Source organism: Pseudomonas sp. 5P_5.1_Bac1 (genome assembly GCF_025466015.1).
Taxonomy (GTDB): domain Bacteria; phylum Pseudomonadota; class Gammaproteobacteria; order Pseudomonadales; family Pseudomonadaceae; genus Aquipseudomonas.
In genome coordinates, this window is sequence record NZ_JANLNX010000110.1 from 243,088 (window position 1) to 267,442 (window position 24,355).

Genomic DNA, 24,355 nt, shown 5'->3' on the forward strand with positions numbered 1-24,355 from the left:
CGGGCAGACCAGTTTTCCAAGGAGTCAGTGTGCAAAGGATCAAGGGGTATCACGCCCACGTGTATTACGACGCCAGCACGTTCGAGCAGGCGCGTTTGTTATGCGAAGAGGCGTCGGCGCTGTTTCCGGTGACCATGGGGCGCATGCACCGCAAATTGGTGGGGCCGCATCCGGATTGGAGCTGCCAGTTGGCCTTCGGGCCGGAGGTGGTCGGGGTGGTGTTGCCGTGGCTGGCGCTGTATCGCCAGGGGCTGGTGGTGTTTCTGCATCCGCTGACCGGGGATGAGCTGGCGGACCACCGGGATCATGCGATCTGGATGGGGGCGGTCAGGCCGCTGGATCTTTCGATTTTTGAGTGATGTCTGGGGCCGCAACGCGGCCTATCGCGAGCAAGCTCGCTCCTACGCTGGACTGTAGGAGCGAGCGTGTCGGGACGCTGAACCGTCCCCATTGCGGATCACGCCTTGCGCGCGGCCCGCACACCTTCGGCCAGTGCCGAGCACAGCGCCAGCACGTTATCCACAGCCTGCTCCGGGCTGGCGGCGGTGGCGATTTTATCCACAAGCGCCGAACCCACGACCACACCGTCTGCCAGCCGCGCAATCGCCGCGGCCTGCTCCGGCGTGCGGATACCAAAGCCAACGCTGATCGGCAACGGGGTATGCCGACGCAGGCGGGCAATGGCTTCGGTGACGTGTTCAGTAGTCGCCGAGCCCGCACCGGTCACACCAGCCACCGAGACGTAGTAGACGAAGCCCGAGCTGCGCTCCAGCACGCGCGGCAGGCGCGCGTCGTCGGTGGTCGGGGTGGTCAGGCGGATGAAGTCGATGCCCGCGGCCTGGGCCGGGGCCGCCAGTTCGGCGTCGTGCTCAGGCGGCAGGTCGACGATGATCAGGCCGTCGACGCCCGCTTCGTTGGCCTGGGCGACGAACGCCTCGACGCCAAAGCGGTGGATCGGGTTGTAGTAACCCATCAGCACGATCGGGGTGGTCTGGTCGTCAACGCGGAATTCACGAACCATTTGCAGGGTCTTGGCCAGGGTCTGGCCAGCGTCCAGGGCGCGCAGGGTCGCCAGCTGGATGGCGACACCGTCGGCCATTGGGTCGGTGAACGGCATGCCCAGTTCGATCACGTCCGCACCCGCCGCCGGCAGGCCCTTGAGGATCGCCAGCGAAGCGTCGTAACCCGGGTCGCCAGCGGTGACGAAGGTCACCAGGGCGGCGCGGCCTTCTTGCTTCAGCTCGGAAAAACGTTGTTCAAGACGGCTCATGCCTGCTTCTCCTGCGCTTGGGTCGCGGCCATATGGCTCATTACGGTTTGCATGTCTTTGTCGCCGCGCCCGGACAGGCACACCACCATCAGGTGATCCTTGGGCAGGGTCGGCGCGCGCTTGATGGCTTCGGCCAGCGCGTGGGAGGTTTCCAGCGCCGGGATGATGCCTTCCAGGCGGCAGGTGGTGTGGAACGCGGCCAGGGCTTCGTCGTCGGTGATGCTGACGTATTCGACGCGCTTGATCTCATGCAACCAGGCGTGTTCCGGGCCGATGCCGGGGTAGTCGAGGCCGGCGGAAATCGAGTGGGCGTCGGTGATCTGGCCGTCTTCGTCCTGCAGCAGGTAGGTGCGGTTGCCGTGCAGGACGCCTGGAACGCCACCGTTGAGGCTGGCGGCGTGCTTGTCGGTGTCGACGCCGTGACCGCCGGCTTCGACGCCGATGATCTGCACGCTGCTGTCATCGAGGAAGTCGTGGAACAGGCCCATGGCGTTGGAGCCGCCGCCGACGCAGGCGACCAGGCTGTCGGGCAGGCGACCTTCCTTCTCTTGCAACTGGGCGCGGGTCTCCTTGCCGATGATCGACTGGAAGTCGCGGACCATCGCCGGGTACGGGTGCGGGCCGGCCACGGTGCCGATCAGGTAGAAGGTGTCGTCGACGTTGGTGACCCAGTCACGCAGCGCCTCGTTCATGGCGTCTTTCAGGGTGCCGGTGCCGGCAGTGACCGGGACGATTTCGGCGCCCAGCAGCTTCATGCGGAACACGTTGGCTTGCTGGCGCTCGATGTCGGTGGCGCCCATGTAGATCACGCAAGGCAGGCCGAAGCGCGCGGCGACGGTGGCGGTGGCCACGCCGTGCATGCCGGCGCCGGTTTCGGCGATCAGGCGTTTCTTGCCCATGCGCTTGGCCAGCAGCACCTGGCCGATGCAGTTGTTCACCTTGTGCGCGCCGGTGTGGTTGAGCTCTTCACGCTTGAAGAAGATCTTCGCGCCGCCGCAGTGTTCGGTCAGGCGCTCGGCGAAGTACAGCGGGTTCGGACGGCCGATGTAGTCGCGCTGGAAGTACGCCAGTTGTTCGAGGAATTCCGGGTCGGCCTTGGCCGCTTCGTATTCGCGGGCCAGGTCGAGCACCAGCGGCATCAGGGTTTCAGCGACGTAGCGGCCGCCAAAGGCGCCGAACAGGCCGTTGGCGTCGGGGCCGCTGCGAAGGTTGCTCTGGGTCATGGGGTCGCTCCAGGAAGAAGGGTGGGCTGACAATGGGCCTACTCTAACCACGACACGCCTCGCTGAAAACCGATAAGATCGCCGCAACCTGTCAGGAAAACTCACACGTCATGTCCAGGGAACTGCCGCCGCTCAATGCCCTTCGGGCCTTCGAAGTTACCGCTCGTCTGGGCAGCGTCAGCCAGGCCGCCGAGCAACTGCACGTGACCCACGGCGCGGTCAGCCGGCAGTTGAAGACGCTGGAAAGCCATCTCGGCGTGAGCCTGTTCGTCAAGGATGGGCGCGGCATCAAACTCACAGATGCCGGGCTGCGCCTGCGCGAGGTCAGCGGCGAGGCGTTCGAGCGGTTGCGTTCGGTCTGCGCCGAGGTGAGCCAGAGCGGCGCCGATGCGCCGTTCGTCCTTGGCTGCTCGGGCAGCCTGCTGGCGCGCTGGTTCATTCCGCGACTGGGGCGGCTCAAGGCCGACCTGCCGGACCTGCGCCTGCACCTCTCGGCCGGCGAAGGCGATCTCGATCCGCGCCGGCCCGGCCTGGATGCCCTGCTGGTCTTCGCCGAGCCGCCGTGGCCGGCGGACATGCAGGTTCATGTGCTGGCCCGGGAATGCATCGGTCCGGTGCTCAGCCCGCATTTCGCCGGTTTCGAGCGCCTGCGCCAGGCACCGGCCAGCGCGCTGCTCGACGAAGCCGTATTGCAGACCAACTCCCGGCCTCAGGCCTGGCCGGACTGGGCGCGGCAACAGGGCATCGACCCGCGAGCGCTGCGCTACGGACAGGATTTCGAGCATCTGTATTACTTGCTGGAGGCGGCGGTGGCCGGGCTTGGTGTGGCGATCGCGCCACAACCGCTGGTGGCCGACGATTTGCGCGCCGGACGCCTGGCCGCGCCGTGGGGCTTCAGCCAGACCGAGGCGTCACTGGCACTGTGGGTCCCTCGACGCGCCGCGGATGGGCGCGCCGAGCAACTGGCGGGATGGTTGCGCGCGGAACTGGCGCGCCAGGTTTAGTCGCGTTTGCTGCACAGCAGGTAAGCCGCCAGCAGACCCAGCGCGCCAACGGCAACGCCGGCGGTGGTCCAGGGGTGTTGCTGTGCGTAGTCGCGCGTGGCGAGGCCGGTTTCGCGGGTCTTGGTTTTCACCTCTTCATAGGCATCACCAAGCAGGTTGCGCGAGTGGCGCAGGGCGTTCTCGGCGTTGCTTCTCAGCGCCTTCACGGTTTTGCGCGATTCGTCCGAGGCATCGTCTTTCAGGCTTTCCAGCGATTTCAGCAGGCTTTCGATTTCCGCTTCCATGCTTTGCAGCGCGGCTTTGCGTAGCGAACTTGTTGCCATGGTGACTCTCCTTCAGCGTTGAGTGAGGTGTTGTAGGTTCCGACTACGACGTGTCTGGAAAGTGCGATCGAACGTTTCGGTCCAAATGCCCCTCAGAGGAAAAACGCCCTGGCGCTGCTAGGCTCAACCGGCACACCTTCAAGGAGAACAGCGATGTCCGATCATCACACCTACAAGAAGATCGAGCTTGTCGGCTCGTCCCCCACCAGCATCGAGGACGCGATCAACAGTGCCCTGGCCGAGGCCGGCAAGAGCATCAAGCATCTGGAATGGTTTGAAGTGGTGGATACCCGCGGGCATATCCGCGACAACAAGGCGGCGCATTTTCAGGTCACCCTGAAAGTCGGGTTCCGCATCGCCAACAGTTGAAACGATTACCCGGTTAGATACCCAGGGCTCCGGAATGACACCGGGGCCTTTCTCGTTTTTGATCCACCAAGGAGAGCGATCAATGAAGCAACTGATTCTGGCAGTAGCACTGATGGGCCTGGCCGGCACCGCGCTGGCGGCGGGCAAGCCGTGTGAAGAATTGAAGAGCGAGATTGCGGCGAAGCTGGATGCCAAGGGCGTTCAGCATTATTCGCTGGAGGTTGTAGGCAAGGGGGCAGCCGCGAGCGGGAAGGTGGTCGGGACCTGCGAGGGCGGGACCAAGGAGATTGTCTACAAGCGTGGGTGAGTGGCCAATTGCGAGCACGCTCGCTCCTCTGTAGGAGCGAGCTTGCTCGCGATCACAACCTCAGTTGCCGAGCACCGTCTGCGCCATCAGTTCATACGACCGCACGCGGTCCGCATGCTCATACAGATCACAGGTGAAGATCAGCTCATCCGCCTGGGTCTGCTCCAGCAACACTTCCAGCTTGGCCTTGACCTTCTGTGGGCTGCCGACCATCGCCAGGCCGAGGAAATCCCCCACCGCCTCGCGTTCATGAGGCAACCACAGCCCGTTCATGCTTTCCACCGGCGGCTTTTGCACCAGGCTCTGGCCGCGCATCAGCGCGAGGATGCGCTGGTACACCGAGGTCGCCAGGTACTCGGCGTGTTCGTCGGTATCGGCCACCACCATCGGCACGCCCAGCATCACATACGGCTTGTCGAGCACCGCCGATGGCTGGAAATGATTGCGGTACACGCGAATCGCCTCGTGCATGAAGCGCGGCGCGAAGTGCGAGGCGAAGGCGTACGGCAGACCGCGCTGGCCCGCCAGTTGCGCGCTGAACAGGCTGGAGCCGAGCAGCCAGATTGGCACTTCGGTGCCGTAGCCGGGCACGGCGATCACTTTTTGATCAGGTGTGCGCGGGCCGAGGTAGCGCACCAGTTCGGCCACGTCTTCGGGGAAGTCGTCGGCGCTGCCGGAGCGTTCGCGGCGCAGGGCGCGGGCGGTCATCTGGTCGGAGCCGGGAGCGCGGCCGAGGCCGAGGTCGATGCGGCCGGGATAGAGGCTGGCCAGGGTGCCGAACTGTTCGGCAATCACCAGCGGCGCATGGTTGGGCAGCATCACCCCGCCGGAACCGACGCGGATGGTCGAGGTGCCGCCGGCCAGGTACGCCAGCAGCACCGACGTGGCCGAGCTGGCGATGCCGTCCATGTTGTGGTGCTCGGCCACCCAGAAGCGGTGGTAACCGAAGCGCTCGACGTGCTGCGCCAGGTCCAGCGAATTACGCAGCGATTGCGCCGGGCCACTGTCCTGGCGCACGGGCACGAGGTCGAGGGTGGAAATCTTGATGTCCGCGAGTTGCGTCATGGGGTCTCCTGAGCAAACGGAAGCCGCCGAAAAATGGCAGCCTTTGTTGCTCTGTGGGGGCGGTTGCCCGAGGAATCAATACCGGATGTGGCAAACGGGCTGAACTTGCCCGCGAGCGGGGCCTCTGAATTCAGGTAACGGCGCAACCCGCGTCGGCAACCCGAGGAGGCACCATGAAAAAGACTGCATCGGCCGTTTGGCAAGGCGGCCTGAAGGATGGCAAGGGCCAGATATCCACGGAAAGCGGCGCGCTGAAACAGGTTCCCTACGGTTTCAACACCCGTTTCGAAGGGACGCCGGGCACCAACCCGGAAGAACTGATCGGCGCCGCCCACTCCGGGTGTTTCTCCATGGCGCTGTCGATGATCCTCGGTGAAGCGGGCCTGACCGCAGAACGTATCGACACCACTGCCGAAGTCACCCTCGACAAACAGCCCGACGGCTTCGCCATCACCGCCGTTCACCTGATCCTCAAGGCCAAGGTGCCCGGCGCCAGTGAGGAGCAGTTCCTGGAACTGGCTAACAAGGCCAAGGCCGGCTGCCCGGTCTCGAAAGTGTTGAACGCGAAGATCAGCCTGGACGCCACGCTGTTGCAGTGAGCTTGCCTGGTAGCAGAACCATGGCATGCTCCTTCGGTCCAACCTGATGTTGGCTCAAGGTCTTTTGCCACGAGGAACTGCTCATGATCCGTATCGCAATCGCCGTGCTGGCTTCGCTGTTGGCCTTCAATGCTTCCGCCGCGATCAAGTCGTGCGAGGAATTGAAGGCCGAGATCGAAGCCAAGATCCAGGCCCGAGGCGTAACGTCCTACACCCTGGAAATCGTGCCCAACAGCGAAGTCCACGACCAGAACATGGTCGTGGGCAGTTGCGACGGCGGCACCAAGAAGATCATCTACCAGCGCAACGGCCAGTAAGCCTCAAGGGATGCAGTGGGTCAGCCGTTCCTGCGCCACCACCTTGCGCTCGGCGTCGTACAGCCAGGCGTTGGGTTGCAGGGCGATGGCCCGGGCTTCCAGCCGGTAACGCTGGCCGGCTTCGAAACCGTCGTATTCCAGCGTCAGGTAGCAGGTGCGCTCGGTCGGGTCGGTGGTGAAGAGGCCGGTGCTGATCTCATAGTCGAAGCGCACCACCAACTCGTGCTTGCCCGGCGACACCTGGAAGTAACGGCCGTCGTTGAGGCGTTTGCCGTCGAGACGCTCGGCCATCAGCACTTTGCCGGGGGTGATGGTGTAGAGATCGACCCAGGCCTGCTTCTGATCGACCGGAGGCATCGGACTGGTGCAGGCGCCCAGCGTGGTGAAAGCGAGGAACATCGCGGGTTGGCGCATGTTCAGCTCTCCAGAAAGGTAACAGAACGTAAGCATAGCGCCATCAGCGGCCCTCAGGTGCGCTGGCAGCCAGCCGGCACGCCGCTTCCCACCACTTTTTGCTGTTCGTCATAGAGTTTTGCCCAGGGCCGGAAACCGATGCTGCCCGCTTGCAGGCGGTATTTTTGACCGGCGTTGAAGTCCTTGAACTTGAGATTGAGCTGGCAATCGCGCCACAGTGGTTCGCTGGTGGGGCCGATATTGCTCGGGTCCACGGCGAACAGATAGCGCACGGTGAGCTGGTGATTGCCGGGGCTGACCTGGAAATAGCGGGTGTCGTCCCACGCTCGCTCGTCCACTTCGACGGCGTGCAAGGTGTCGTCATGGCCGGGGGCGAGATCGACCCAGGCCTGAGTCGGGTCCGGCGCGGGCAGGCCGGCGCAACCGGTGAGCGCCAGAAGGGCGCTGGCAGCGAGCATCGTTCGCATGGCAAAACTCCGGGCGGGCAGGATAGTCTTGGATCGATCTGGACTTGAGCGGGACCACCCCACGCATGATTCGAATTCTTCTGTTGTTGCGCTCAAGCCCCGGGGCACTCGACCGCGTTTTTCGCCTGTTTGTTCCCCTGTTACTGATCAGCCTGCTGAACGGTTGCGCGAGCGTGGGTTACTACGGCCAGCTCGCCAACGGCCAGTGGCAACTGCTGCGCGCCCGCACCCCGGTGCCGCAATTGCTGGCCGATCCCGCCACCGAACCGAAACTGCGCCAGCACCTGGAACAGTCCCAACGCGCCCGCGCTTTCGCCAGCCGGCACCTGAAACTGCCGGACAACCGCAGCTACCGGGTCTACGCCGATATCGGCCGGCCGTTCGTGGTGTGGAACGTGTTCGCCACCCCGGAGTTTTCGCTGGAGCCGCAGACCCACTGCTTCCCCATCGCCGGCTGCGTCGCCTACCGCGGCTACTACAGCCAGGGCGGTGCGCGCGGGGCCGCGGCGGTGCAGAAGCTGCAAGGGCTGGATGTGTATATCGGCGGGGTCGAGGCCTATTCGACGCTGGGCTGGTTTGACGATCCGATCCTCAACTCCATGCTCGGCTGGGGCGACGAGCGCCTGGCGACGGTGATCTTCCACGAGCTGGCGCACCAGCGGGTGTACGTGAAGGACGACACCGCCTTCAATGAGTCCTTCGCCACCTTTGTCGAGCAGGAAGGCACGCGGCAATGGCGTGCGGCGCGGGGATTGGCGGTGCAGGTGCAGGAGGGTGGCAAGCAGCGTGACCAGTTTGTCGGATTGGTGCTGGCGAGCCGGGAACGGCTCAAGGCGCTGTACACCCAGCCGCTGGCGCCGGATGCGATGCGTGCGGCCAAGCAGGCGGAGTTCGAGCGGCTACGCCGGGAGTACCGGCAGTTGCGAGACAGCGAGTGGGGCGGGGTCGGACGTTTCGATGCCTGGATCAATGCACCGATGAACAACGCCAAGCTGTTGCCGTTCGGGCTGTATGACCAGTGGGTGCCGGCGTTTGCGGCGGTGTTTGCCCAGGTGGGCGGGGATTGGCAGCGGTTTTATGGGCGGGTGGAAGAGATTGGGCGGTTGCCGGTTGGGGAGCGGCAGTTGGTTTTGAAGGGGCTTTAAGGGCCTCATCGCCGGCAAGGCCGGCTCCCACAAGTAGTTTGTCGGGCATTGGTTTTGTGACCGACTGGAAATCCTGTGGGAGCCGGCCTTGCCGGCGATGAGGCCCTCAGTAACCCATCAACTCAGGGTTTCATGAACGCCCGATGCATCTCTGCCAACGTCGCAAAGTGATACGCCGGTGCTTCCGCCGCCAGCTCCTCATGACTCCCAAACCCATACCCCACCGCCACCGCTTCCAGCCCGTTGCTGCGCGCACCAATCAGGTCGTGCTTGCGGTCGCCGATCATCAGGGTCTGCGCCGGGTCCAGGCCTTCCTCGGCCAACAGGTGACCGATCAGCTCGACCTTGTTGGTCCGCGTGCCGTCCAGCTCACTGCCGTAGATCACTTTGAAATGCCGGGCAAAATCGAAGTGTCGGGCAATCTCGCGGGCGAATACCCACGGCTTGGACGTCGCAACATACAGCGTGCGCCCCTGCCCTTGCAGCTCGCTGAGCAATTCGCCGACGCCGTCGAACACGCGGTTCTCGTACAGCCCGGTGACCTTGAAGCGTTCACGGTAGAAATTCACCGCCTCCCACGCCTTGGCCTCGTCGAAGTCATAGAACTGCATGAACGCCTGCAACAGCGGCGGGCCGATGAAGTGTTCCAGGCGGGTCAGGTCCGGTTCGTCGATGCCGAGCTTGGCCAGGGCGTACTGGATAGAGCGGGTGATGCCTTCGCGCGGGTCGGTCAGGGTGCCGTCGAGGTCGAAGAGGATGTTCTGCTGGTGCATGGCAATCTCGGAAAAAGGGGTGTGGATACGTTCACTCGGGCTGGTCGTAGCCTTCAGCAAGGTGCTGGTCCTTGAGTCGGACGTAGTTGGCGGCGCTGTAGGGGAAGAACGCGCGCTCCTTGTCGGTTAGCGGGCGGGCCTGCTTCACCGGGCTGCCGACATAGAGGAAACCGCTTTCCAGGCGTTTGCCTGGCGGCACCAGGCTACCGGCGCCGATGATCACTTCGTCCTCGACGATGGCGCCGTCCATGATCGTGCTGCCCATGCCCACCAGGATGCGGTTGCCGAGGGTGCAGCCGTGGAGCATGACCTTGTGGCCGATGGTCACGTCGTCGCCGATCAGCAGCGGGAAGCCGTCGGGGTTGAAGGGCCCGGCGTGAGTGATGTGCAACACGCTGGCGTCCTGCACGCTGGTGCGCGCACCGATGCGGATGCGGTGCATGTCGCCGCGGATCACCGTCAGCGGCCAGACCGAGCTGTCATCGCCGATCTCGACGTCGCCGATAACCACCGCGCTGCGGTCGACGAAGGCGCGTTCGCCCAGGCGGGGCGTGTGCTGCTGGAAGGTGCGAATGGCCATGAATAGCGTCTCTCTCTGAGGCTTATTAGCTGCGGTCGGCGCCGATTGTAATTAAGATGGGCCGGTGTTTCTTCTGCCAAGGTGTCCAACCGTGAGTGCGACCAACCCGCTTCTGCAGTCCTACGACCTGCCGCCCTTCTCGGCGATCCGCGCCGAGCACGTGCTGCCGGCGATTGAACAGATCCTGGCCGACAACCGCAACGCCATTGCCGCCCTTCTCAAGACCCAGGGCCAGAACCCGAGCTGGGCCGGACTGGTCCTGGCCATGGACGAACTCAACGACCGCCTCGGCGCGGCCTGGAGTCCCGTCAGCCACCTCAACGCCGTGTGCAACAGCGCCGAACTGCGCGAAGCCTACGAGGCCTGCCTGCCCGCCCTGAGCGCCTACGCCACCGAGCTGGGCCAGAACCGCGAACTGTTCCAGGCCTGGGAAGCGCTGGCCGCCAGCCCCGAAGCCGCCGGCTTCGACGTGGCGCAAAAAACCATCATCGAACACGCCCTGCGCGACTTCCGCCTGTCGGGCATCGACCTGCCCGCCGACCAGCAGCAGCGTTATGCCGAAGTGCAGAGCAAGCTGTCCGAGCTGGGCAGCCGCTTCTCCAACCAGTTGCTCGACGCCACCCAGGCCTGGACCAAGCACGTCACCGACGAAGCCGCCCTCGCCGGCCTGACCGATTCGGCCAAGGCGCAGATGGCCGCCGCCGCCCAGGCCAAGGGCCTCGACGGCTGGCTGATCAGCCTGGAATTCCCCAGCTACTACGCGGTGATGACCTACGCCACCGACCGTGCCCTGCGCGAAGAAATCTACGCCGCCTACTGCACCCGCGCCTCCGACCAGGGCCCGAATGCCGGCCAGTTCGACAACGGCCCGGTGATGCGCGAGATCCTCGACCTGCGCCAGGAACTGGCCGAGCTGCTGGGCTTCGCCAACTTTGCCGAGCTGAGCCTGGCGACCAAGATGGCCGAGTCCAGCGACCAGGTGCTGGGTTTCCTGCGGGACCTGGCCAAGCGCAGCAAGCCGTTCGCCGCCCAGGACCTGGCCCAGCTCAAGGCCTACGCCGCCGAACAGGGCTGCCCGGACCTCAGCAGTTGGGACAGCGGTTTCTACGGCGAGAAGTTGCGCGAGCAGCGCTACAGCGTTTCCCAGGAAACCCTGCGCGCCTACTTCCCGATCGACAAGGTGCTGACCGGCCTGTTCGCCATCGTCCAGCGCCTGTACGGCATCGAGATTGCCGAGCTCAAGGGCTTCGACACCTGGCACCCGGACGTGCGCCTGTTCGAAATCAAGGAGAACGGCCAGCATGTCGGCCGCTTCTTCTTCGACCTCTACGCCCGCGCCAACAAGCGCGGCGGTGCCTGGATGGACGGCGCCCGCGACCGTCGCCGCACGGCTGATGGCAAGCTGCAGAGCCCGGTGGCCAACCTGGTGTGCAACTTCACCCCGGCCGCTCCGGGCAAGCCGGCGCTGTTGACCCACGATGAAGTCACCACCCTGTTCCACGAATTCGGCCATGGCCTGCACCACCTGCTGACCCGCATCGAGCATGCCGGCGTGTCCGGTATCAACGGCGTGGCCTGGGACGCGGTGGAACTGCCGAGCCAATTCATGGAGAACTGGTGCTGGGAGCCGGAAGGCCTGGCGCTGATTTCCGGTCATTACGAAAGCGGCGAGCCGCTGCCACAGGACCTGCTGGAGAAAATGCTGGCGGCGAAGAACTTCCAGTCCGGGCTGATGATGGTCCGCCAACTGGAATTCTCGCTGTTCGACTTCGAACTGCACGCCAGCCACGGCGACGGCCGCAGCGTGCTGGAAGTCCTCGAAGGCGTGCGCGACGAGGTCTCGGTCATGCGGCCACCGGCCTACAACCGCTTCCCCAACAGCTTCGCGCACATCTTCGCCGGCGGTTACGCCGCGGGTTACTACAGCTACAAGTGGGCTGAAGTGCTGTCCGCCGATGCCTTCTCGCGCTTCGAGGAAGACGGAGTGCTCAATGCCGAGACCGGCCGTGCTTTCCGTGAGGCGATCCTGGCCCGCGGCGGTTCCCAGGAACCGATGCTGCTGTTCGTCGACTTCCGCGGTCGCGAGCCGTCCATCGACGCGCTGCTGCGCCACAGCGGCCTGAGCGAGGACCTGGCGGCATGAGCACGACCAAGAAACGCTTCATCGCCGGGGCGGTCTGCCCGGCGTGCAGCGAGCCGGACAAGCTGATGATGTGGAACGTCGACGGCACGCCGCACCGCGAGTGCGTGGCCTGTGGTTTCTCCGACACCCTCAACGAGCAGGGCCTGTCGGTGCCGAAGGAGCTGGGCACGCGGGTCAACCAGAATGAGGCGAAAGCGCCGAAACCTGCGGTGCAGACGGTGCAGTTCTTTCCCAATCCGAAGCTGAAGAAGCCGTCGGAATGAACGAAGGCCGTTCGGTTACCCCGAACGGCCTTTTCATTTGGCATAAAGCGGATGTTTGGCGTGTTACATCCGAAACGTGAATGCCTGGGTGCATTTCTGCCATTCGCGGGTGGCTATCGTTCCCACTGGGACGGCCCTTTGCATGAGATCACCTGCTCTGATGTAAGCGTCCGCACTGTTTTATCCCTAGAGACGGCGCTATGGGCTCACTTCGAGTGTGTGACGGGGCATGGCAAGCGACAACTGACAGAAATATCAGGTGTGGCGGTAAGAAAAATGCTTTTATACTGTATGAATAAACAGTATCGAGGTGGGCGTCATGGCTGCTCCAACGCCGGTGCGCGGTCGCGGGACCGCGCACAATCCGCACAACCGCTTTGCCCCCAACCGCTCGGTGGTCGAGGACGACGGCTGGTATCAGGAAGTGCCGTTGACCCAAGGCACCGAAGTCCGCATCGAAACCGCGAAAACCATCATCACCCGCAACAACTCCCCGGACCTGCCCTTCGACCGTTCGATCAATCCCTATCGCGGGTGTGAGCACGGTTGCATTTATTGCTACGCGAGGCCCAGCCACGCTTACTGGGACCTGTCTCCCGGCCTGGATTTCGAAACGAAGCTGATCGCCAAGACCAACGCCGCCGCCGTGCTCGAGCAGCAATTGTCGAAGCCGGGGTATGTCTGTGCGCCGATCAACCTGGGCTCCAACACCGACCCGTATCAGCCGATCGAGCGCGAGCAGCAACTGACCCGGCGCCTGCTGGAGGTGCTGCTGCGCTACCGGCATCCGGTGACCATCGTCACCAAGGGGTCGCTGATCCTGCGCGACCTCGACCTGCTCAGCGAACTGGCGAAGCAGCGGCTGGTGTCGGTGATGATCAGCCTCACAACCCTCGACGATGAACTCAAGCGCACCCTCGAACCGCGCGCCGCCGCGCCCAAGGCCCGGCTGCGGGCGATCCGGGTGATGCGCGAGGCGGGGATTCCGGTGGGGGTGTTGTGCTCGCCGATGATCCCGATGATCAACGACAGCGAACTGGAGCGTCTGCTGGAGGCCGCCAGCGAGGCCGGGGCGTTGAGCGCCGCGTACATGCTGCTGCGCCTGCCGCTGGAGGTGGCGCCGTTGTTCGAGCAGTGGTTGCAGGACCATTACCCGCAACGGGCCGCCCATGTCCTCAGCCTGGTGCGGCAGAGCCGGGGCGGTGAGCTGTACGACAGCCGTTTCGGCGCTCGCATGCGCGGTGAAGGGGTGTTCGCCGACCTGCTGGCGCAGCGCTTCGACAAGGCCATCCGGCGTTACGGGCTGAACCGTCGCGGCGGCTATTCGCTGGATTGCACGGCCTTCTGTCCGCCGGGCGGTCAGTTGTCATTGTTGTAAAAACAATAATGGCCATTGGCAACTGATGGTTTTTTGATACCATCGAGGCCCCGGCAAAACCCCCTGTAACCCTTGTTCTAGAGCCATCCGAATTCAGTTTCAGTTAAGTTTCGACAAGTAGCGTAGGAATTCAGGCAAACGAATATGTGATTTGTTGACTACATCTGTAATCCAAGTGACGTAAGCCTGTCTGAATCTCAACCCGGTAAACTGGACTTACCTACGAACCTGTCAAAGAGGATGAATCATGTCGAACAAGGAACCCTCTCCGACCGGCCCGGCTACTCCGGAAGCCGAGACTGCCGATGGCGCCCTGAAACACATCGTTGATGGCTTTTTGCGATTCCATCACGAAGTGTTCCCTGAACAGGAAGAGCTCTTCAAAAAGCTCGCCACCGCCCAAAAACCCCGAGCGATGTTCATTACCTGCGCCGACTCGCGGATCGTTCCCGAACTGATTACTCAAAGCTCGCCCGGCGACCTGTTCGTTACCCGTAACGTCGGTAACGTCGTGCCGCCTTATGGCCAGATGAACGGTGGTGTGTCGACCGCCATCGAATATGCGGTGCTGGCGCTGGGCGTCCACCACATCATCATTTGCGGCCACTCCGACTGTGGCGCCATGCGCGCGGTGTTGAACCCGCAGTCGCTGGAAAAGATGCCGACCGTCAAAGCCTGGCTGCGCCATGCTGAAGTCGCCCGCACCGTGGTCGAGGACAACTGCCAGTGCGGTACCGAGCACGAGAACATGCAGGTGCTGACCAAGGAAAACGTCATCGCCCAACTGCACCACTTGCGCACGCACCCGTCGGTGGCTTCGCGCCTGGCGGCCGGTCAGTTGTATATCCACGGCTGGATCTACGACATCGAGACCAGCGAGATCTCCGCCTACGACGCCGCCAGCGATGCCTTCCTGCCGCTCAAGCGCGGCGAGCCGATACCAAGCGCTACTCCAAAAGGCCGCTTCTAAGCCTTCTCGCTTCACCCAATTCTGCTGACTGACCCACCACAGGCCGCCACGCGCGGCCCGTGGATGGGCGTCGGCTGTCTTTGAAAACGCTTTGATGCCTTGCCGCAGCGCCGGCGGCCTTCGGCTGCCCGTGATTTGGCGCTGCGCATGAATATGGCCAGAGGAACGGCCTGAAAAAGGAGAACAGGATGAACATGACGCAATTCAAAGCGGCCTTGCCGCGGGACCTCTTGGCATCGGTGGTGGTGTTTCTGGTGGCGCTGCCGCTGTGCATGGGGATCGCCATCGCGTCCGGCATGCCGCCGGCCAAGGGCCTGATTACCGGCATCGTCGGCGGGCTGTTGGTGGGTTGGCTGGCCGGCTCGCCGTTGCAGGTCAGCGGCCCGGCCGCCGGGCTGGCGGTGCTGGTGTTCGAACTGGTGCGCCAGCACGGCATGGCCATGCTCGGGCCGATCCTGCTGCTGGCCGGCTTGCTGCAATTGCTGGCCGGGCGCTTCCGTCTTGGCTGCTGGTTCCGGGTCACGGCGCCGGCGGTGGTCTACGGCATGCTCGCCGGTATCGGCGTGCTGATCGTGCTGTCGCAGGTGCATGTGATGTTCGACCGCTCGCCGCTGCCCTCCGGGCTGGACAACCTGCTGGGCTTTCCCGCGGTCGTCGGCGATGCGCTGCCGCTGGAGCACGCGGGCAACGGCTGGCAGGCCGCGGCCCTGGGCCTCGGCACCATCGCGGTGATGTGGGCCTGGGAACGCTGGAAACCGAACACGCTGCGCTTCGTGCCGGGCGCGCTGCTCGGGGTGAGCTTGATGACGTTGCTGAGCATCGCCCTGGCCCTGCCGGTCAACCGCGTGCAGGTGCCGGACGACCTGAGCCAGGCGATCGACTGGCTGCGCCCCGCCGACCTGCTGGCGCTGGCCGACCCGACGCTGCTGGTCGCGGCCTTCGCCCTGGCCTTTATCGCCAGCGCCGAAACCCTGCTGTCGGCGGCGGCGGTGGACCGCATGCACAGCGGCCAGCGCTCGGACTTCGACCGTGAACTCTCGGCGCAAGGGGTCGGCAACATGATCTGCGGCGTGCTGGGTGCGCTGCCGATGACCGGGGTGATCGTGCGCAGTTCGGCCAATGTTCAGGCGGGCGCGCGGACGCGGCTGTCGGCGGTGTTCCATGGCGTCTGGCTGCTGGCGTTCGTGGTGCTACTGGGCAGTGTGCTGCAGCAGATCCCGGTGGCGAGTCTGGCCGGGGTGCTGGTGTTCACCGGGGTGAAACTGGTGGACCTCAAGGCCTTTCGCGGGCTCGGTCGTTATGGGCGGATGCCGATGTTCACCTACGCGGCGACCGCCCTGGCGATCGTCTTCACCGACCTGCTGACCGGCGTGCTGCTGGGCTTCGCCCTGACCTTGCTGAAACTGGCGCTCAAGGCGGCGCGGCTGAAGATCAGCGTCAGCAGCCTGGCGCGGCCCGGGCATATGGAACTGCGCTTGAGCGGCGCCGCGACCTTCCTCAAGGTGCCGGCGCTGACCCAGGCGCTGGACGCAATTCCGCCGGGCACCACCTTGCACGTGCCGCTGGCCAACCTCAGTTACATCGACCATTCCTGCCTGGAACTGCTGGAGGACTGGGGGCGGGCGAACGCCGCTAACGGGTCGACGCTGGTGATCGAGTCGCGGCGGTTGAAGCGGCGCGTCGAAGGGCGGGTACGAACCACGGCGGGCCTGGGCACGTAGGCGAACCCTGAAAAGACCCGGCACCTGCGAATGTAAGCGCACGTTGCAGCAGGTGCCGTCACTGCCATACTATTAAGAATCAATACCATTTGCGTCACCCGCGCGCGGATCTCCCATGCCTTCCCCTGCCCAGACCCTCTACGTTCGACACTCACCCTGGCTGCTGCTGTTCCTGCGCCGTCGCCTGGGCAATGGCTGGGATGCCGCCGATCTGTTGCATGACACGTTCCTGCGCGTATTGCGCCGACCTGTCGAGTTCGACAGCCAGGTCGGCGAACGCTCGTACCTCGCCACCATCGCCAAGGGCCTGTGCATCGATCATTGGCGCCACGCCCAGATCGAGCGCGCCTGGCGCGAAACCCTGGCGGCGCAGCCCGAGGCGACGGTGCCTTCCGCTGAACACACGGCGTTGGTGATCGAAACCCTGTTCGAGGTCGACGCGATGCTGTCGCGCCTGCCGGCCAAGGTGCGCGAAGCGTTTCTCATGGCGCAGGTCGAAGGCGTGACCTACGCGGTGATCGCCGAGCGCCTGGAGGTCAGCGAGCGCATGGTCAAGAAGTACATGGCGCAGGCGTTCCTCCATTGCGCCGTGCTCGAAGCCGAACTCGACGGCTTGCTGGTGGAGTGACGCGATGAGGGCCACCCAGGAAAAACTCAGCCACGCGACCCTCGAACACGCCGCCCAGTGGTACGTGCGGCTGCAGGAAGAAGGCGACCAGAGCAGCGTTCGCGAGCAGTGGCAATGCTGGTTCGACCAGCATGCCGAGCATCAGGCCGCCTGGCGCTACATGGAACGGGTGGGCGAACGCTTCGCCCCGCTGCGGGCGGAAGGCGAACGCGCCGGCCGCCTGCTGCGCGAGCGCGGGCCGGCACGCCTGGGGCGGCGCCAGACGGTGAAGTCGCTGTTGGTGCTGGCGATCGGTTCGATGGCGGGCCTCGGCGGCTGGCAGGCGGCATCGCGCAATGGCTGGACCGCCGATCTGCACACCGGCACCGGCGAGAACCGCGAGGTGGCGCTGGCCGATGGCAGCACCTTGTGGCTGGGCGCGCAGACCGCCGTCGATACCCGTTTCGACGCGCGGCAGCGCCTGCTCGACCTGCGTTTCGGTGAGGTCCTGTTGCAATCCTCGGTGCGGGATCGCCGGCCTTTGCTGCTGGAAACCGGGGCCGGCATGTTGCAGATGGTGTCGACGCCGATTCGCCTGGCGCTTCGCTATGCCGAGGGCAATGCCCGGCTCAACGTCTATCAGGGTGAGGTGGAAATCTTCACGCGCACTGGCACCCGCGCGCTGATCGAGGCCGGCCAGCGCGTCGATTTCAGCGCCCTCGCCGTCTCGCCCCCGGCGCCGGCGCAGAGGGCGGGCGAATCCTGGCTGCAGGATCGGCTGACCGCCGAGGCCATGCCCCTCGAAGAGCTGATCGATGCGCTGGGCCGCTACCGTCCCGGCCATCTCGGCCTGCACCCGGACCTCGCCCGGCTGGCGGTGATGGGCACCTTCCCCCTCGACGACACGGATCACGCCCTGCGCCTGCTCGAAGCCGCGTTGCCGGTGCGGATCAAGCGGATGACCGACTGGTGGGTGACTGTCGAGCCGGCCTGAAAATTTTTTTCAGCGGGCGGTTCCCCTTTGCGTCCGTCGTCCGGTTCAACAGCAGAACCCTCCCATCTACCGCATGAACACAACAGGGACTGCCATGTCGTCGCCCCGCTCCTGCGTGTTGGCACTCGTGCCGATGACCATCCTCAGCTTCGCCCCGCTCGCCCTTCTGCCCGCCGCTGTCCAGGCCGCGCAGGCCAGCGCCCGGCTCCAGACCTTCCACGTTGCGGCGGGTAGCCTGAGCACGGTGCTCAATGACTTCAGCAGCCAGGCCGGCATTTACCTGGCTGGCAGCGACAGCCTTGCGACCGGCAAGCGCAGCGCCGGGCTGGACGGGGAATACAGCGTCGAACAGGCCCTGGCGGTGTTGCTCGCGGGCAGCGGCCTGGTCGCCGTGTCCCAGGGCGCCAGCGGCTATGTGCTGCAACCCGCTCCCGAGACGGGCGCGGTGCAATTGGACGCGACATCGATCAACGGTCAGGGCCTGGCCAGCCGCTACGGCCAGGAAGACAAAGGCTATCGCGCCACCCATTCGGCGACGGCGAGCAAGACCAGCACCGCGCTGGCCGACACCCCGCGCTCGGTCTCGGTGGTTACCCGCCAGCGCATGGACGACCAGCAATCGCAGAGCCTGACCGAAGTGCTGGGCTACGTTCCCGGCATCTTCGCCCCGCCCTTCGCGGCCGGTGATGGTCAGGCGGGCGACCTGTTCTTCATTCGCGGTTTCAACGCCACCGACTACGGCTACGGGCTGCTGCGCGACGGCCTGCGGGTGCAGGGCAACCGCTACGACACCAGCAGCGAGCCTTATGGCGTGGAGCGGGTGGAAGTGTTCCGTGGCCCGACCTCGATCCTGTATGGCGAAAACGCCCCCGGCGGCGTGGTCAACCTGGTGAGCAAGCGCCCGACCGCCCAGCCACGCGGCGAAATCCAGCTCAGCTATGGCTCCAATGAGCGCCGCCAACTGGGCATCGACGTGTCCGGCCCGCTGGCGGACAACCCCAACGTGCTCGGGCGGTTGGTGGTGCTGGGGCGCAAGTCCGGCACTCAGGTCGATCATCAGCCGGACGACCGCCTGTATGTCGCGCCGTCGCTCACGCTGAACTTCGACGAACAGAATGACCTGACGCTGCTGGCGTCCTACCAGCGCGACCGTACGCTGATGGAGCTGGGCTACCCGGCGGCCGGCACCCTGCTGAACAATCCCAACGGCAAGATCAGCAAGCACGCCCTGCTGGGCAATCCCGGCTGGGACAATTTCGAGCGGGAAACCTGGACCCTCGGCTACGAATTCCATCACCAGTTCAACGACGACTGGCAGTACCGGCAGAACTCCCGCTACATGCAGTCGCGCATCGACCGCCAGGAGATCTGGCCGGGCAACCTGAACAACGGCGGCTTCGGCACCACGGTGACCAACACCGCCTACGACCGCTACAACAAGTCGATCGCCTATTCGCTGGATAACCAGGTCGAAGGCCGCTTCAACCTTGGCGAGGTGGAAAACACCTTGCTGGTCGGCGCCAGCCTCGACCGCACCTCGTTCAATCAGGACTGGAACGCCGGTTTCGGCGGTAGCGTCAACGTGTTCAACCCGGTCTACAACGGCGACCCGGTGACCTCGACGCGGGTCCAGGACGCCCTGCTCGAACAGACCATGTATGGCGTCTACAGCCAGATCCAGTCCCGGCTCGACAACTGGGTGCTGTTGCTGGGCGGGCGCTATGACCGGGTCAACAGCGAGTACCGCAATCGCCGCGGCACCCTCAACGCGCCGGCCGACCTCGACTACTGGGATGGTCAGTTCACCTGGCAGACCGGCTTGATGTACCAGTTCGACAACGGTGTCTCGCCGTACCTGAGCTATTCCACCGCGTACAACCCGATCCAGCAGGTATCGAGCGCCTCGGGGCCGCTGGACCCGACGCTGAGCGAGCAATACGAAGCCGGTGTGAAATACGAGCCCAAGGGCTGGAATACGCTGATCAGCGCGTCGGTCTATGACCTGCGCAAGAAGGATGACTCGCTGTACGACAGCGCCAGCGGCGACTACCGCAACATTGGTCGCAGCCGCGCCAAGGGCGTGGAACTGGAGCTGAACAGCGACATCAGCGAAAACATCAACGTGACGGCGGCTTACACCTACACCGACTCGCGGATCACCAAGGACGTGGCCGGCTCGCTGCTCGAAGGCCATCAGGTCACCGGCGTTCCGCGCAACCAGGCGTCGCTGTGGAGCACCTACCGCTTCCTCGACGGCCAGCTCAAGGGCCTGCGTGTTGGCGCTGGTGTCCGTCATTTCGACAGCACCTTCGCGTACACCAGCCCGTCGCTGTACGGCAAGCTGGATACGGGTGACGTGACGCTGGTGGATGCCACCATCGGCTATCAGGTGAATGCGCACTGGTCGGCCGAGGTCAACGCTCGCAACCTGTTCGACCAGGAATATGTGGCGGGCTGCAACAACGCCGGGCGTTGCTACTGGGGTGAAGAGCGGACGGTGTTGGGGACGGTGAGTTACAACTGGTAAATCGGCTGTTGGTGCTGGCCTCATCGCTGGCAAGCCAGCTTGCCGGCGATGCGCCCCGACAAGCCAACTCCCACAAGACCTGTGGGAGCTGGCTTGCCGACGATAGGGCCATCAAAGTGGCAATAAATATCAGCCCGTCTGCTGTTGGCCCAACTCCAGCCCAACCCCGAGCTGCCGCGACAGGCACGGCCAGCGTTTCCACGCTGCGCCCGTCTCCGGGCTGCTCAGCGTTTCGCGGTACGCCTCCACTGACTCCAGCGCGAAGCTTTCGTCGTTGAGCATGTTGTCCAGCGAGTGATGCGCCACTTCATCGAGCTGGTTGGCGAATTCTTCGCCGATCAACTGGTGGGCGATCAGGTTGGCCACGGTGGTATCCAGCGGAATCAACGGCTGCTGGAAATGCTTGATGTACAGGTCGTTGACCTCTTCCACCAGGCGATGCGCCAGATACGCTTCGTCCAGCAGGCAATCCAGGCCGACCTGGCCATTCACGATCTGCGGCGGGGTGATGAAATATTCCTCGGCGATTTTCAGCACCGGTTTGATCTGCGATTCGATACCCGCTTCGCGGGCGACGTCGTTGGCGGCCTCCAGCAGCTCCGGGACCTGATCGATGTAAGCGGTAACGAAACGGTTCAACGCACCCTGCGCGTCCTGCTCGGGTAACTGAATCAAGGGATGCAGATGGGGTAACTGGCGCTCTAGCCGTTCCTTCAATTGGCCGGTTTCGGCTTCGTGACGGTGGGCTTGGGCGATCTGCTCGCGCAAAGCGGCAATCTTCATGACAACTCCAAGGACAAGCGGTGACGTACGGAAGACACTAAATTAGTCCTATTTTGTTATCGCCTAAGATCCATTTCTCATAACCCTCATGCCCTTTTGCAGTATGGGGTTATATCAAGATGCCATCATTCATGTAAGCCAATGTCCTACAAGGATTTTCGGCGATGACTGATTGGTCAGCAGCGCTTTTCCGCCGCGTCATTGCGCGGTCGGGACCCCTGTCTATACTCCGCTGTGAAAGTGATTTGGCTGATGAGGCCCGCCTGTTGTGCAGCGGGGGGCCGTCGTCAAAGTCCGCAGTCTTGACGCCGTGCCCCCTGCCGTAGGTCCCGCCTCCGGGATAACAAGAACGATAAGGGGAACCCGCAATGATGCGACATCCACATGTCTGGATGGGCCTCCTGCTGTGGTCGCTACTCACGCCAGCGCATGCCGCCTGGACCGTGAACATGGCGCCGGGGGCGACCGAAGTCAGCAATGCCGTGTTCGACCTGCACATGACCATCTTCTGGATCTGCGTGGTGATCGGCCTCGTGGTATTCGGCGCGATGTTCTGGTCGATGATCGTCCACCGCCGCTCCACCGGCCAGCAGCCGGCGCATTTCCACGAACACACCTGGGTCGAAATTCTCTGGACCGTGGTGCCCTTCCTGATTCTGGTGGTCATGGCCATTCCGGCGACCAAGACCCTGATCGACATCTACGACGCCAGTGAATCGGACGTGGATATCCAGGTCACCGGCTACCAGTGGAAATGGCACTACAAATACCTGGGCCAGGACGTCGAGTTCTTCAGCAACCTGGCGACCCCGGCGGACCAGATCCACAACAAAGCGCCGAAAGACGAACACTACCTCCTTGAAGTCGACCAGCCGCTGGTGTTGCCGGTGGGCGCGAAAGTGCGCTTCCTGGTCACCGCCGCCGACGTTATCCACTCCTGGTGGGTGCCGGCCTTCGCGGTCAAGCGCGACGCCATCCCCGGCTTCGTCAACGAAGCCTGGACCCGTGTCGAAAAACCCGGCATCTACCGCGGCCAGTGCACCGAGCTGTGCGGCAAGGACCACGGTTTCATGCCGGTGGTGGTCGAGGTCAAGTCGAAAGAGGACTACGACACCTGGCTCGGCGAACGCAAGGCCGAGGCGGCCAAGCTCAAGGAACTGACCAGCAAGGAATGGACGCTGCAAGAGCTGGTCGAGCGCGGCGACAAGGTCTACCACACCACCTGCGTGGCCTGTCACCAGGCCGAAGGCCAGGGCCTGCCGCCGATGTTCCCGGCGCTCAAAGGCTCGAAGATCGCCACCGGACCGAAGGAAGACCACCTCAACCTGGTGTTCCACGGCAAGCCCGGCACCGCGATGGCGGCGTTCGGCAAGCAACTCTCGGAAGTCGATCTGGCCGCCGTCGTCACCTACGAACGCAACGCCTGGGGCAACAACAAGGGCGACATGGTCACGCCGAAAGACGTGCTGGCGATCAAACAGGCGGAAAGCAAATGAGCCGGTTTTCAGGAGACAGGACATGAGCACAGTGATCGACGACCACGGTCATGCCGGGCATGACCACGCCCACGGCCCGGCCAAGGGCCTGATGCGCTGGGTGCTGACGACCAACCATAAAGACATCGGCTCGATGTACCTGTGGTTCGCCTTTATCGCCTTCCTGCTGGGCGGCTCCTTCGCCATGGTGATCCGCGCCGAGCTGTTCCAGCCCGGCCTGCAGATCGTCCAGCCGGAGTTCTTCAACCAGATGACCACCATGCACGGCCTGGTGATGGTCTTCGGCGCGGTGATGCCGGCCTTCGTCGGCCTGGCCAACTGGATGATCCCGCTGATGATCGGCGCGCCGGACATGGCCCTGCCGCGGATGAACAACTTCAGCTTCTGGCTGTTGCCGGCGGCGTTCCTGCTGCTGGTGTCCACGCTGTTCATGCCCGGTGGCGGGCCGAACTTCGGCTGGACCTTCTACGCGCCGCTCTCGACCACCTACGCGCCGGAAAGCGTGACCTTCTTTATCTTCGCCATTCACCTCATGGGCATCAGCTCGATCATGGGCGCGATCAACGTCATCGCCACCATCCTCAACCTGCGTGCCCCCGGCATGACCCTGATGAAGATGCCGCTGTTCGTCTGGACCTGGCTGATCACCGCCTTCCTGCTGATCGCGGTAATGCCGGTGCTGGCAGGCGTGGTGACCATGATGCTGATGGACATCCATTTCGGCACCAGCTTCTTCAGCGCCGCCGGCGGTGGTGACCCGGTGCTGTTCCAGCATGTGTTCTGGTTCTTCGGCCACCCCGAGGTGTACATCATGATCCTGCCGGCGTTCGGCGCGGTCAGTTCGATCATCCCGGCGTTCTCGCGTAAGCCGCTGTTCGGCTACACCTCGATGGTCTACGCCACCGGCGCGATCGCCTTCCTGTCGTTCATCGTCTGGGCGCACCACATGTTCGTGGTGGGCATTCCGGTGGTGGGCGAGCTGTTCTTCATGTACGCGACCATGCTGATCGCCGTGCCCACCGGGGTGAAGGTGTTCAACTGGGTCAGCACCATGTGGGAAGGCTCGCTGACCTTCGAGACGCCGATGCTGTTCGCCATCGCCTTCGTCATCCTGTTCACCATCGGCGGGTTCTCCGGGTTGATGCTGGCCATCGCCCCGGCGGACTTCCAGTACCACGACACCTACTTCGTGGTGGCGCACTTCCACTACGTGCTGGTGCCGGGGGCGATCTTCGGGATCTTCGCCTCGGCCTACTACTGGCTGCCGAAGTGGACCGGGCACATGTACGACGAAACCCTCGGCAAGTTGCATTTCTGGCTGTCGTTCGTCGGCATGAACCTGGCGTTCTTCCCGATGCACTTCGTTGGCCTGGCCGGCATGCCGCGGCGGATCCCGGACTACAACCTGCAGTTCGCCGACTTCAACATGATCTCGTCGATCGGCGCCTTCACCTTCGGCGCCACGCAGATCTTCTTCCTGTTCATCGTCATCAAATGCATCCGCGGCGGTGAGCCGGCGCCGGCCAAGCCGTGGGATGGCGCCGAAGGACTGGAGTGGACGATTCCGTCGCCGGCGCCGTACCACACCTTCCAGACGCCACCGGAAGTGAAGTGAAA

At 64.1% G+C, this 24,355-nt stretch carries 26 protein-coding genes; 17 read left to right on the plus strand and 9 right to left on the minus strand.

What is annotated here, in order from left to right; genetic code table 11:
- The first annotated feature begins 29 nt into the window (after nucleotides 1–29).
- On the plus strand, nucleotides 30–359 hold the full coding sequence (locus NTD82_RS25595; RefSeq protein ID WP_095159090.1) for a DOPA 4,5-dioxygenase family protein: 330 nt from the start codon (nucleotides 30–32) through the stop codon (nucleotides 357–359).
- 98 nt (nucleotides 360–457) lie between these two features.
- On the opposite strand, the gene trpA is transcribed toward NTD82_RS25595, so the two are convergent.
- Nucleotides 458–1,270: a tryptophan synthase subunit alpha gene (trpA, locus tag NTD82_RS25600; protein ID WP_095159089.1), complete on the minus strand. Its 813-nt coding sequence runs from the start codon at nucleotides 1,268–1,270 to the stop codon at nucleotides 458–460.
- Entirely contained in the window at nucleotides 1,267–2,493 is a 1,227-nt protein-coding gene (gene trpB / locus NTD82_RS25605) for a tryptophan synthase subunit beta (protein WP_095159088.1), read from the minus strand. The genes trpA and trpB overlap by 4 nt, the downstream gene beginning before the upstream one ends.
- 110 nt (nucleotides 2,494–2,603) lie before the next feature.
- Here trpB and NTD82_RS25610 point away from each other — a divergent pair, with 110 nt between their 5' ends.
- Nucleotides 2,604–3,497, plus strand: coding sequence for a LysR family transcriptional regulator (locus tag NTD82_RS25610; RefSeq protein ID WP_262130760.1), 894 nt, complete (start codon nucleotides 2,604–2,606; stop codon nucleotides 3,495–3,497).
- Here NTD82_RS25610 and NTD82_RS25615 read toward each other — a convergent pair.
- Nucleotides 3,494–3,820 carry a YqjD family protein gene (locus tag NTD82_RS25615; RefSeq protein WP_262130761.1) on the minus strand — a complete coding sequence of 109 codons (327 nt, stop codon included), beginning with the start codon at nucleotides 3,818–3,820 and terminating at the stop codon, nucleotides 3,494–3,496. The two genes, NTD82_RS25610 and NTD82_RS25615, sit on opposite strands and share 4 nt — an antisense overlap.
- A 153-nt stretch (nucleotides 3,821–3,973) precedes the next feature.
- On the opposite strand from NTD82_RS25615, the gene NTD82_RS25620 reads away from it, so the two are divergent.
- On the plus strand, nucleotides 3,974–4,189 hold the full coding sequence (locus NTD82_RS25620; protein ID WP_095159085.1) for a dodecin: 216 nt from the start codon (nucleotides 3,974–3,976) through the stop codon (nucleotides 4,187–4,189).
- A gap of 82 nt (nucleotides 4,190–4,271) precedes the next feature.
- The gene (locus NTD82_RS25625) at nucleotides 4,272–4,496 is read left to right on the plus strand and encodes a DUF1161 domain-containing protein (RefSeq protein ID WP_095159084.1); all 225 of its coding nucleotides are present in this window, start codon (nucleotides 4,272–4,274) and stop codon (nucleotides 4,494–4,496) included.
- A gap of 60 nt (nucleotides 4,497–4,556) precedes the next feature.
- On the opposite strand, the gene NTD82_RS25630 is transcribed toward NTD82_RS25625, so the two are convergent.
- Nucleotides 4,557–5,561: an LLM class flavin-dependent oxidoreductase gene (locus NTD82_RS25630; protein ID WP_262130762.1), complete on the minus strand. Its 1,005-nt coding sequence runs from the start codon at nucleotides 5,559–5,561 to the stop codon at nucleotides 4,557–4,559.
- Nucleotides 5,562–5,734: 173 nt separating this feature from the next.
- Between NTD82_RS25630 and NTD82_RS25635 the strand changes: the two genes are divergently transcribed.
- Together NTD82_RS25635 and NTD82_RS25640 are read left to right on the plus strand one after the other, a co-directional pair.
- Nucleotides 5,735–6,160: an OsmC family protein gene (locus NTD82_RS25635; protein WP_262130763.1), complete on the plus strand. Its 426-nt coding sequence runs from the start codon at nucleotides 5,735–5,737 to the stop codon at nucleotides 6,158–6,160.
- Between the two features lie 83 nt (nucleotides 6,161–6,243).
- Nucleotides 6,244–6,477 (plus strand): DUF1161 domain-containing protein, encoded by a 234-nt coding sequence (locus NTD82_RS25640; protein WP_095159081.1) that lies wholly within the window; start codon nucleotides 6,244–6,246, stop codon nucleotides 6,475–6,477.
- A gap of 3 nt (nucleotides 6,478–6,480) precedes the next feature.
- On the opposite strand, the gene NTD82_RS25645 is transcribed toward NTD82_RS25640, so the two are convergent.
- Together NTD82_RS25645 and NTD82_RS25650 are read right to left on the minus strand one after the other, a co-directional pair.
- Nucleotides 6,481–6,891, minus strand: a complete 411-nt coding sequence (locus tag NTD82_RS25645) for a hypothetical protein (RefSeq protein ID WP_095159080.1) — start codon at nucleotides 6,889–6,891, stop codon at nucleotides 6,481–6,483.
- A 53-nt stretch (nucleotides 6,892–6,944) separates the two neighbouring features.
- A complete protein-coding gene (locus tag NTD82_RS25650; RefSeq protein WP_262130764.1) occupies nucleotides 6,945–7,358 on the minus strand; it encodes a hypothetical protein in 414 nt (137 codons plus the stop codon).
- An 83-nt stretch (nucleotides 7,359–7,441) separates the two neighbouring features.
- Here NTD82_RS25650 and NTD82_RS25655 point away from each other — a divergent pair, with 83 nt between their 5' ends.
- Entirely contained in the window at nucleotides 7,442–8,503 is a 1,062-nt protein-coding gene (locus tag NTD82_RS25655; RefSeq protein WP_262130803.1) for an aminopeptidase, read from the plus strand.
- 122 nt (nucleotides 8,504–8,625) lie between these two features.
- Here NTD82_RS25655 and NTD82_RS25660 read toward each other — a convergent pair whose 3' ends face one another.
- Nucleotides 8,626–9,276 carry an HAD family hydrolase gene (locus NTD82_RS25660; RefSeq protein WP_095159077.1) on the minus strand — a complete coding sequence of 217 codons (651 nt, stop codon included), beginning with the start codon at nucleotides 9,274–9,276 and terminating at the stop codon, nucleotides 8,626–8,628.
- 31 nt (nucleotides 9,277–9,307) lie between these two features.
- A complete protein-coding gene (locus NTD82_RS25665; RefSeq protein ID WP_095159076.1) occupies nucleotides 9,308–9,856 on the minus strand; it encodes a gamma carbonic anhydrase family protein in 549 nt (182 codons plus the stop codon).
- 91 nt (nucleotides 9,857–9,947) lie between these two features.
- Here NTD82_RS25665 and prlC point away from each other — a divergent pair, with 91 nt between their 5' ends.
- The 8 genes from prlC (at nucleotide 9,948) to NTD82_RS25705 (ending at nucleotide 20,459) form a co-directional block, all read left to right on the plus strand.
- Nucleotides 9,948–11,999 carry an oligopeptidase A gene (gene prlC / locus NTD82_RS25670; protein ID WP_262130765.1) on the plus strand — a complete coding sequence of 684 codons (2,052 nt, stop codon included), beginning with the start codon at nucleotides 9,948–9,950 and terminating at the stop codon, nucleotides 11,997–11,999.
- Complete coding sequence (locus NTD82_RS25675; protein ID WP_095159074.1) at nucleotides 11,996–12,262, plus strand: YheV family putative zinc ribbon protein; 267 nt, start codon at nucleotides 11,996–11,998, stop codon at nucleotides 12,260–12,262. Before prlC ends, NTD82_RS25675 begins: the two co-directional genes overlap by 4 nt.
- Before the next feature lie 319 nt (nucleotides 12,263–12,581).
- Entirely contained in the window at nucleotides 12,582–13,640 is a 1,059-nt protein-coding gene (locus tag NTD82_RS25680; protein ID WP_095159073.1) for a PA0069 family radical SAM protein, read from the plus strand.
- A 247-nt stretch (nucleotides 13,641–13,887) separates the two neighbouring features.
- Nucleotides 13,888–14,610: a carbonic anhydrase gene (locus NTD82_RS25685; RefSeq protein WP_095159072.1), complete on the plus strand. Its 723-nt coding sequence runs from the start codon at nucleotides 13,888–13,890 to the stop codon at nucleotides 14,608–14,610.
- Nucleotides 14,611–14,798: 188 nt separating this feature from the next.
- Nucleotides 14,799–16,331 (plus strand): SulP family inorganic anion transporter, encoded by a 1,533-nt coding sequence (locus NTD82_RS25690; RefSeq protein WP_262130766.1) that lies wholly within the window; start codon nucleotides 14,799–14,801, stop codon nucleotides 16,329–16,331.
- Nucleotides 16,332–16,446: 115 nt separating this feature from the next.
- Complete coding sequence (locus NTD82_RS25695) at nucleotides 16,447–16,959, plus strand: sigma-70 family RNA polymerase sigma factor (protein WP_095159070.1); 513 nt, start codon at nucleotides 16,447–16,449, stop codon at nucleotides 16,957–16,959.
- Between the two features lie 4 nt (nucleotides 16,960–16,963).
- Entirely contained in the window at nucleotides 16,964–17,932 is a 969-nt protein-coding gene (locus NTD82_RS25700) for a FecR domain-containing protein (RefSeq protein ID WP_262130767.1), read from the plus strand.
- Between the two features lie 133 nt (nucleotides 17,933–18,065).
- A complete protein-coding gene (locus NTD82_RS25705) occupies nucleotides 18,066–20,459 on the plus strand; it encodes a TonB-dependent siderophore receptor (RefSeq protein ID WP_262130804.1) in 2,394 nt (797 codons plus the stop codon).
- Between the two features lie 129 nt (nucleotides 20,460–20,588).
- Here the strand turns inward: NTD82_RS25705 and NTD82_RS25710 are convergent, their stop codons facing one another.
- Nucleotides 20,589–21,242, minus strand: a complete 654-nt coding sequence (locus tag NTD82_RS25710; RefSeq protein ID WP_262130768.1) for a hypothetical protein — start codon at nucleotides 21,240–21,242, stop codon at nucleotides 20,589–20,591.
- Nucleotides 21,243–21,610: 368 nt separating this feature from the next.
- Here NTD82_RS25710 and coxB point away from each other — a divergent pair, with 368 nt between their 5' ends.
- Together coxB and ctaD are read left to right on the plus strand one after the other, a co-directional pair.
- The gene (gene coxB, locus NTD82_RS25715; RefSeq protein ID WP_095159067.1) at nucleotides 21,611–22,738 is read left to right on the plus strand and encodes a cytochrome c oxidase subunit II; all 1,128 of its coding nucleotides are present in this window, start codon (nucleotides 21,611–21,613) and stop codon (nucleotides 22,736–22,738) included.
- 22 nt (nucleotides 22,739–22,760) lie between these two features.
- A complete protein-coding gene (ctaD, locus tag NTD82_RS25720) occupies nucleotides 22,761–24,353 on the plus strand; it encodes a cytochrome c oxidase subunit I (protein ID WP_095159066.1) in 1,593 nt (530 codons plus the stop codon).
- Nucleotides 24,354–24,355 lie beyond the last annotated feature (2 nt).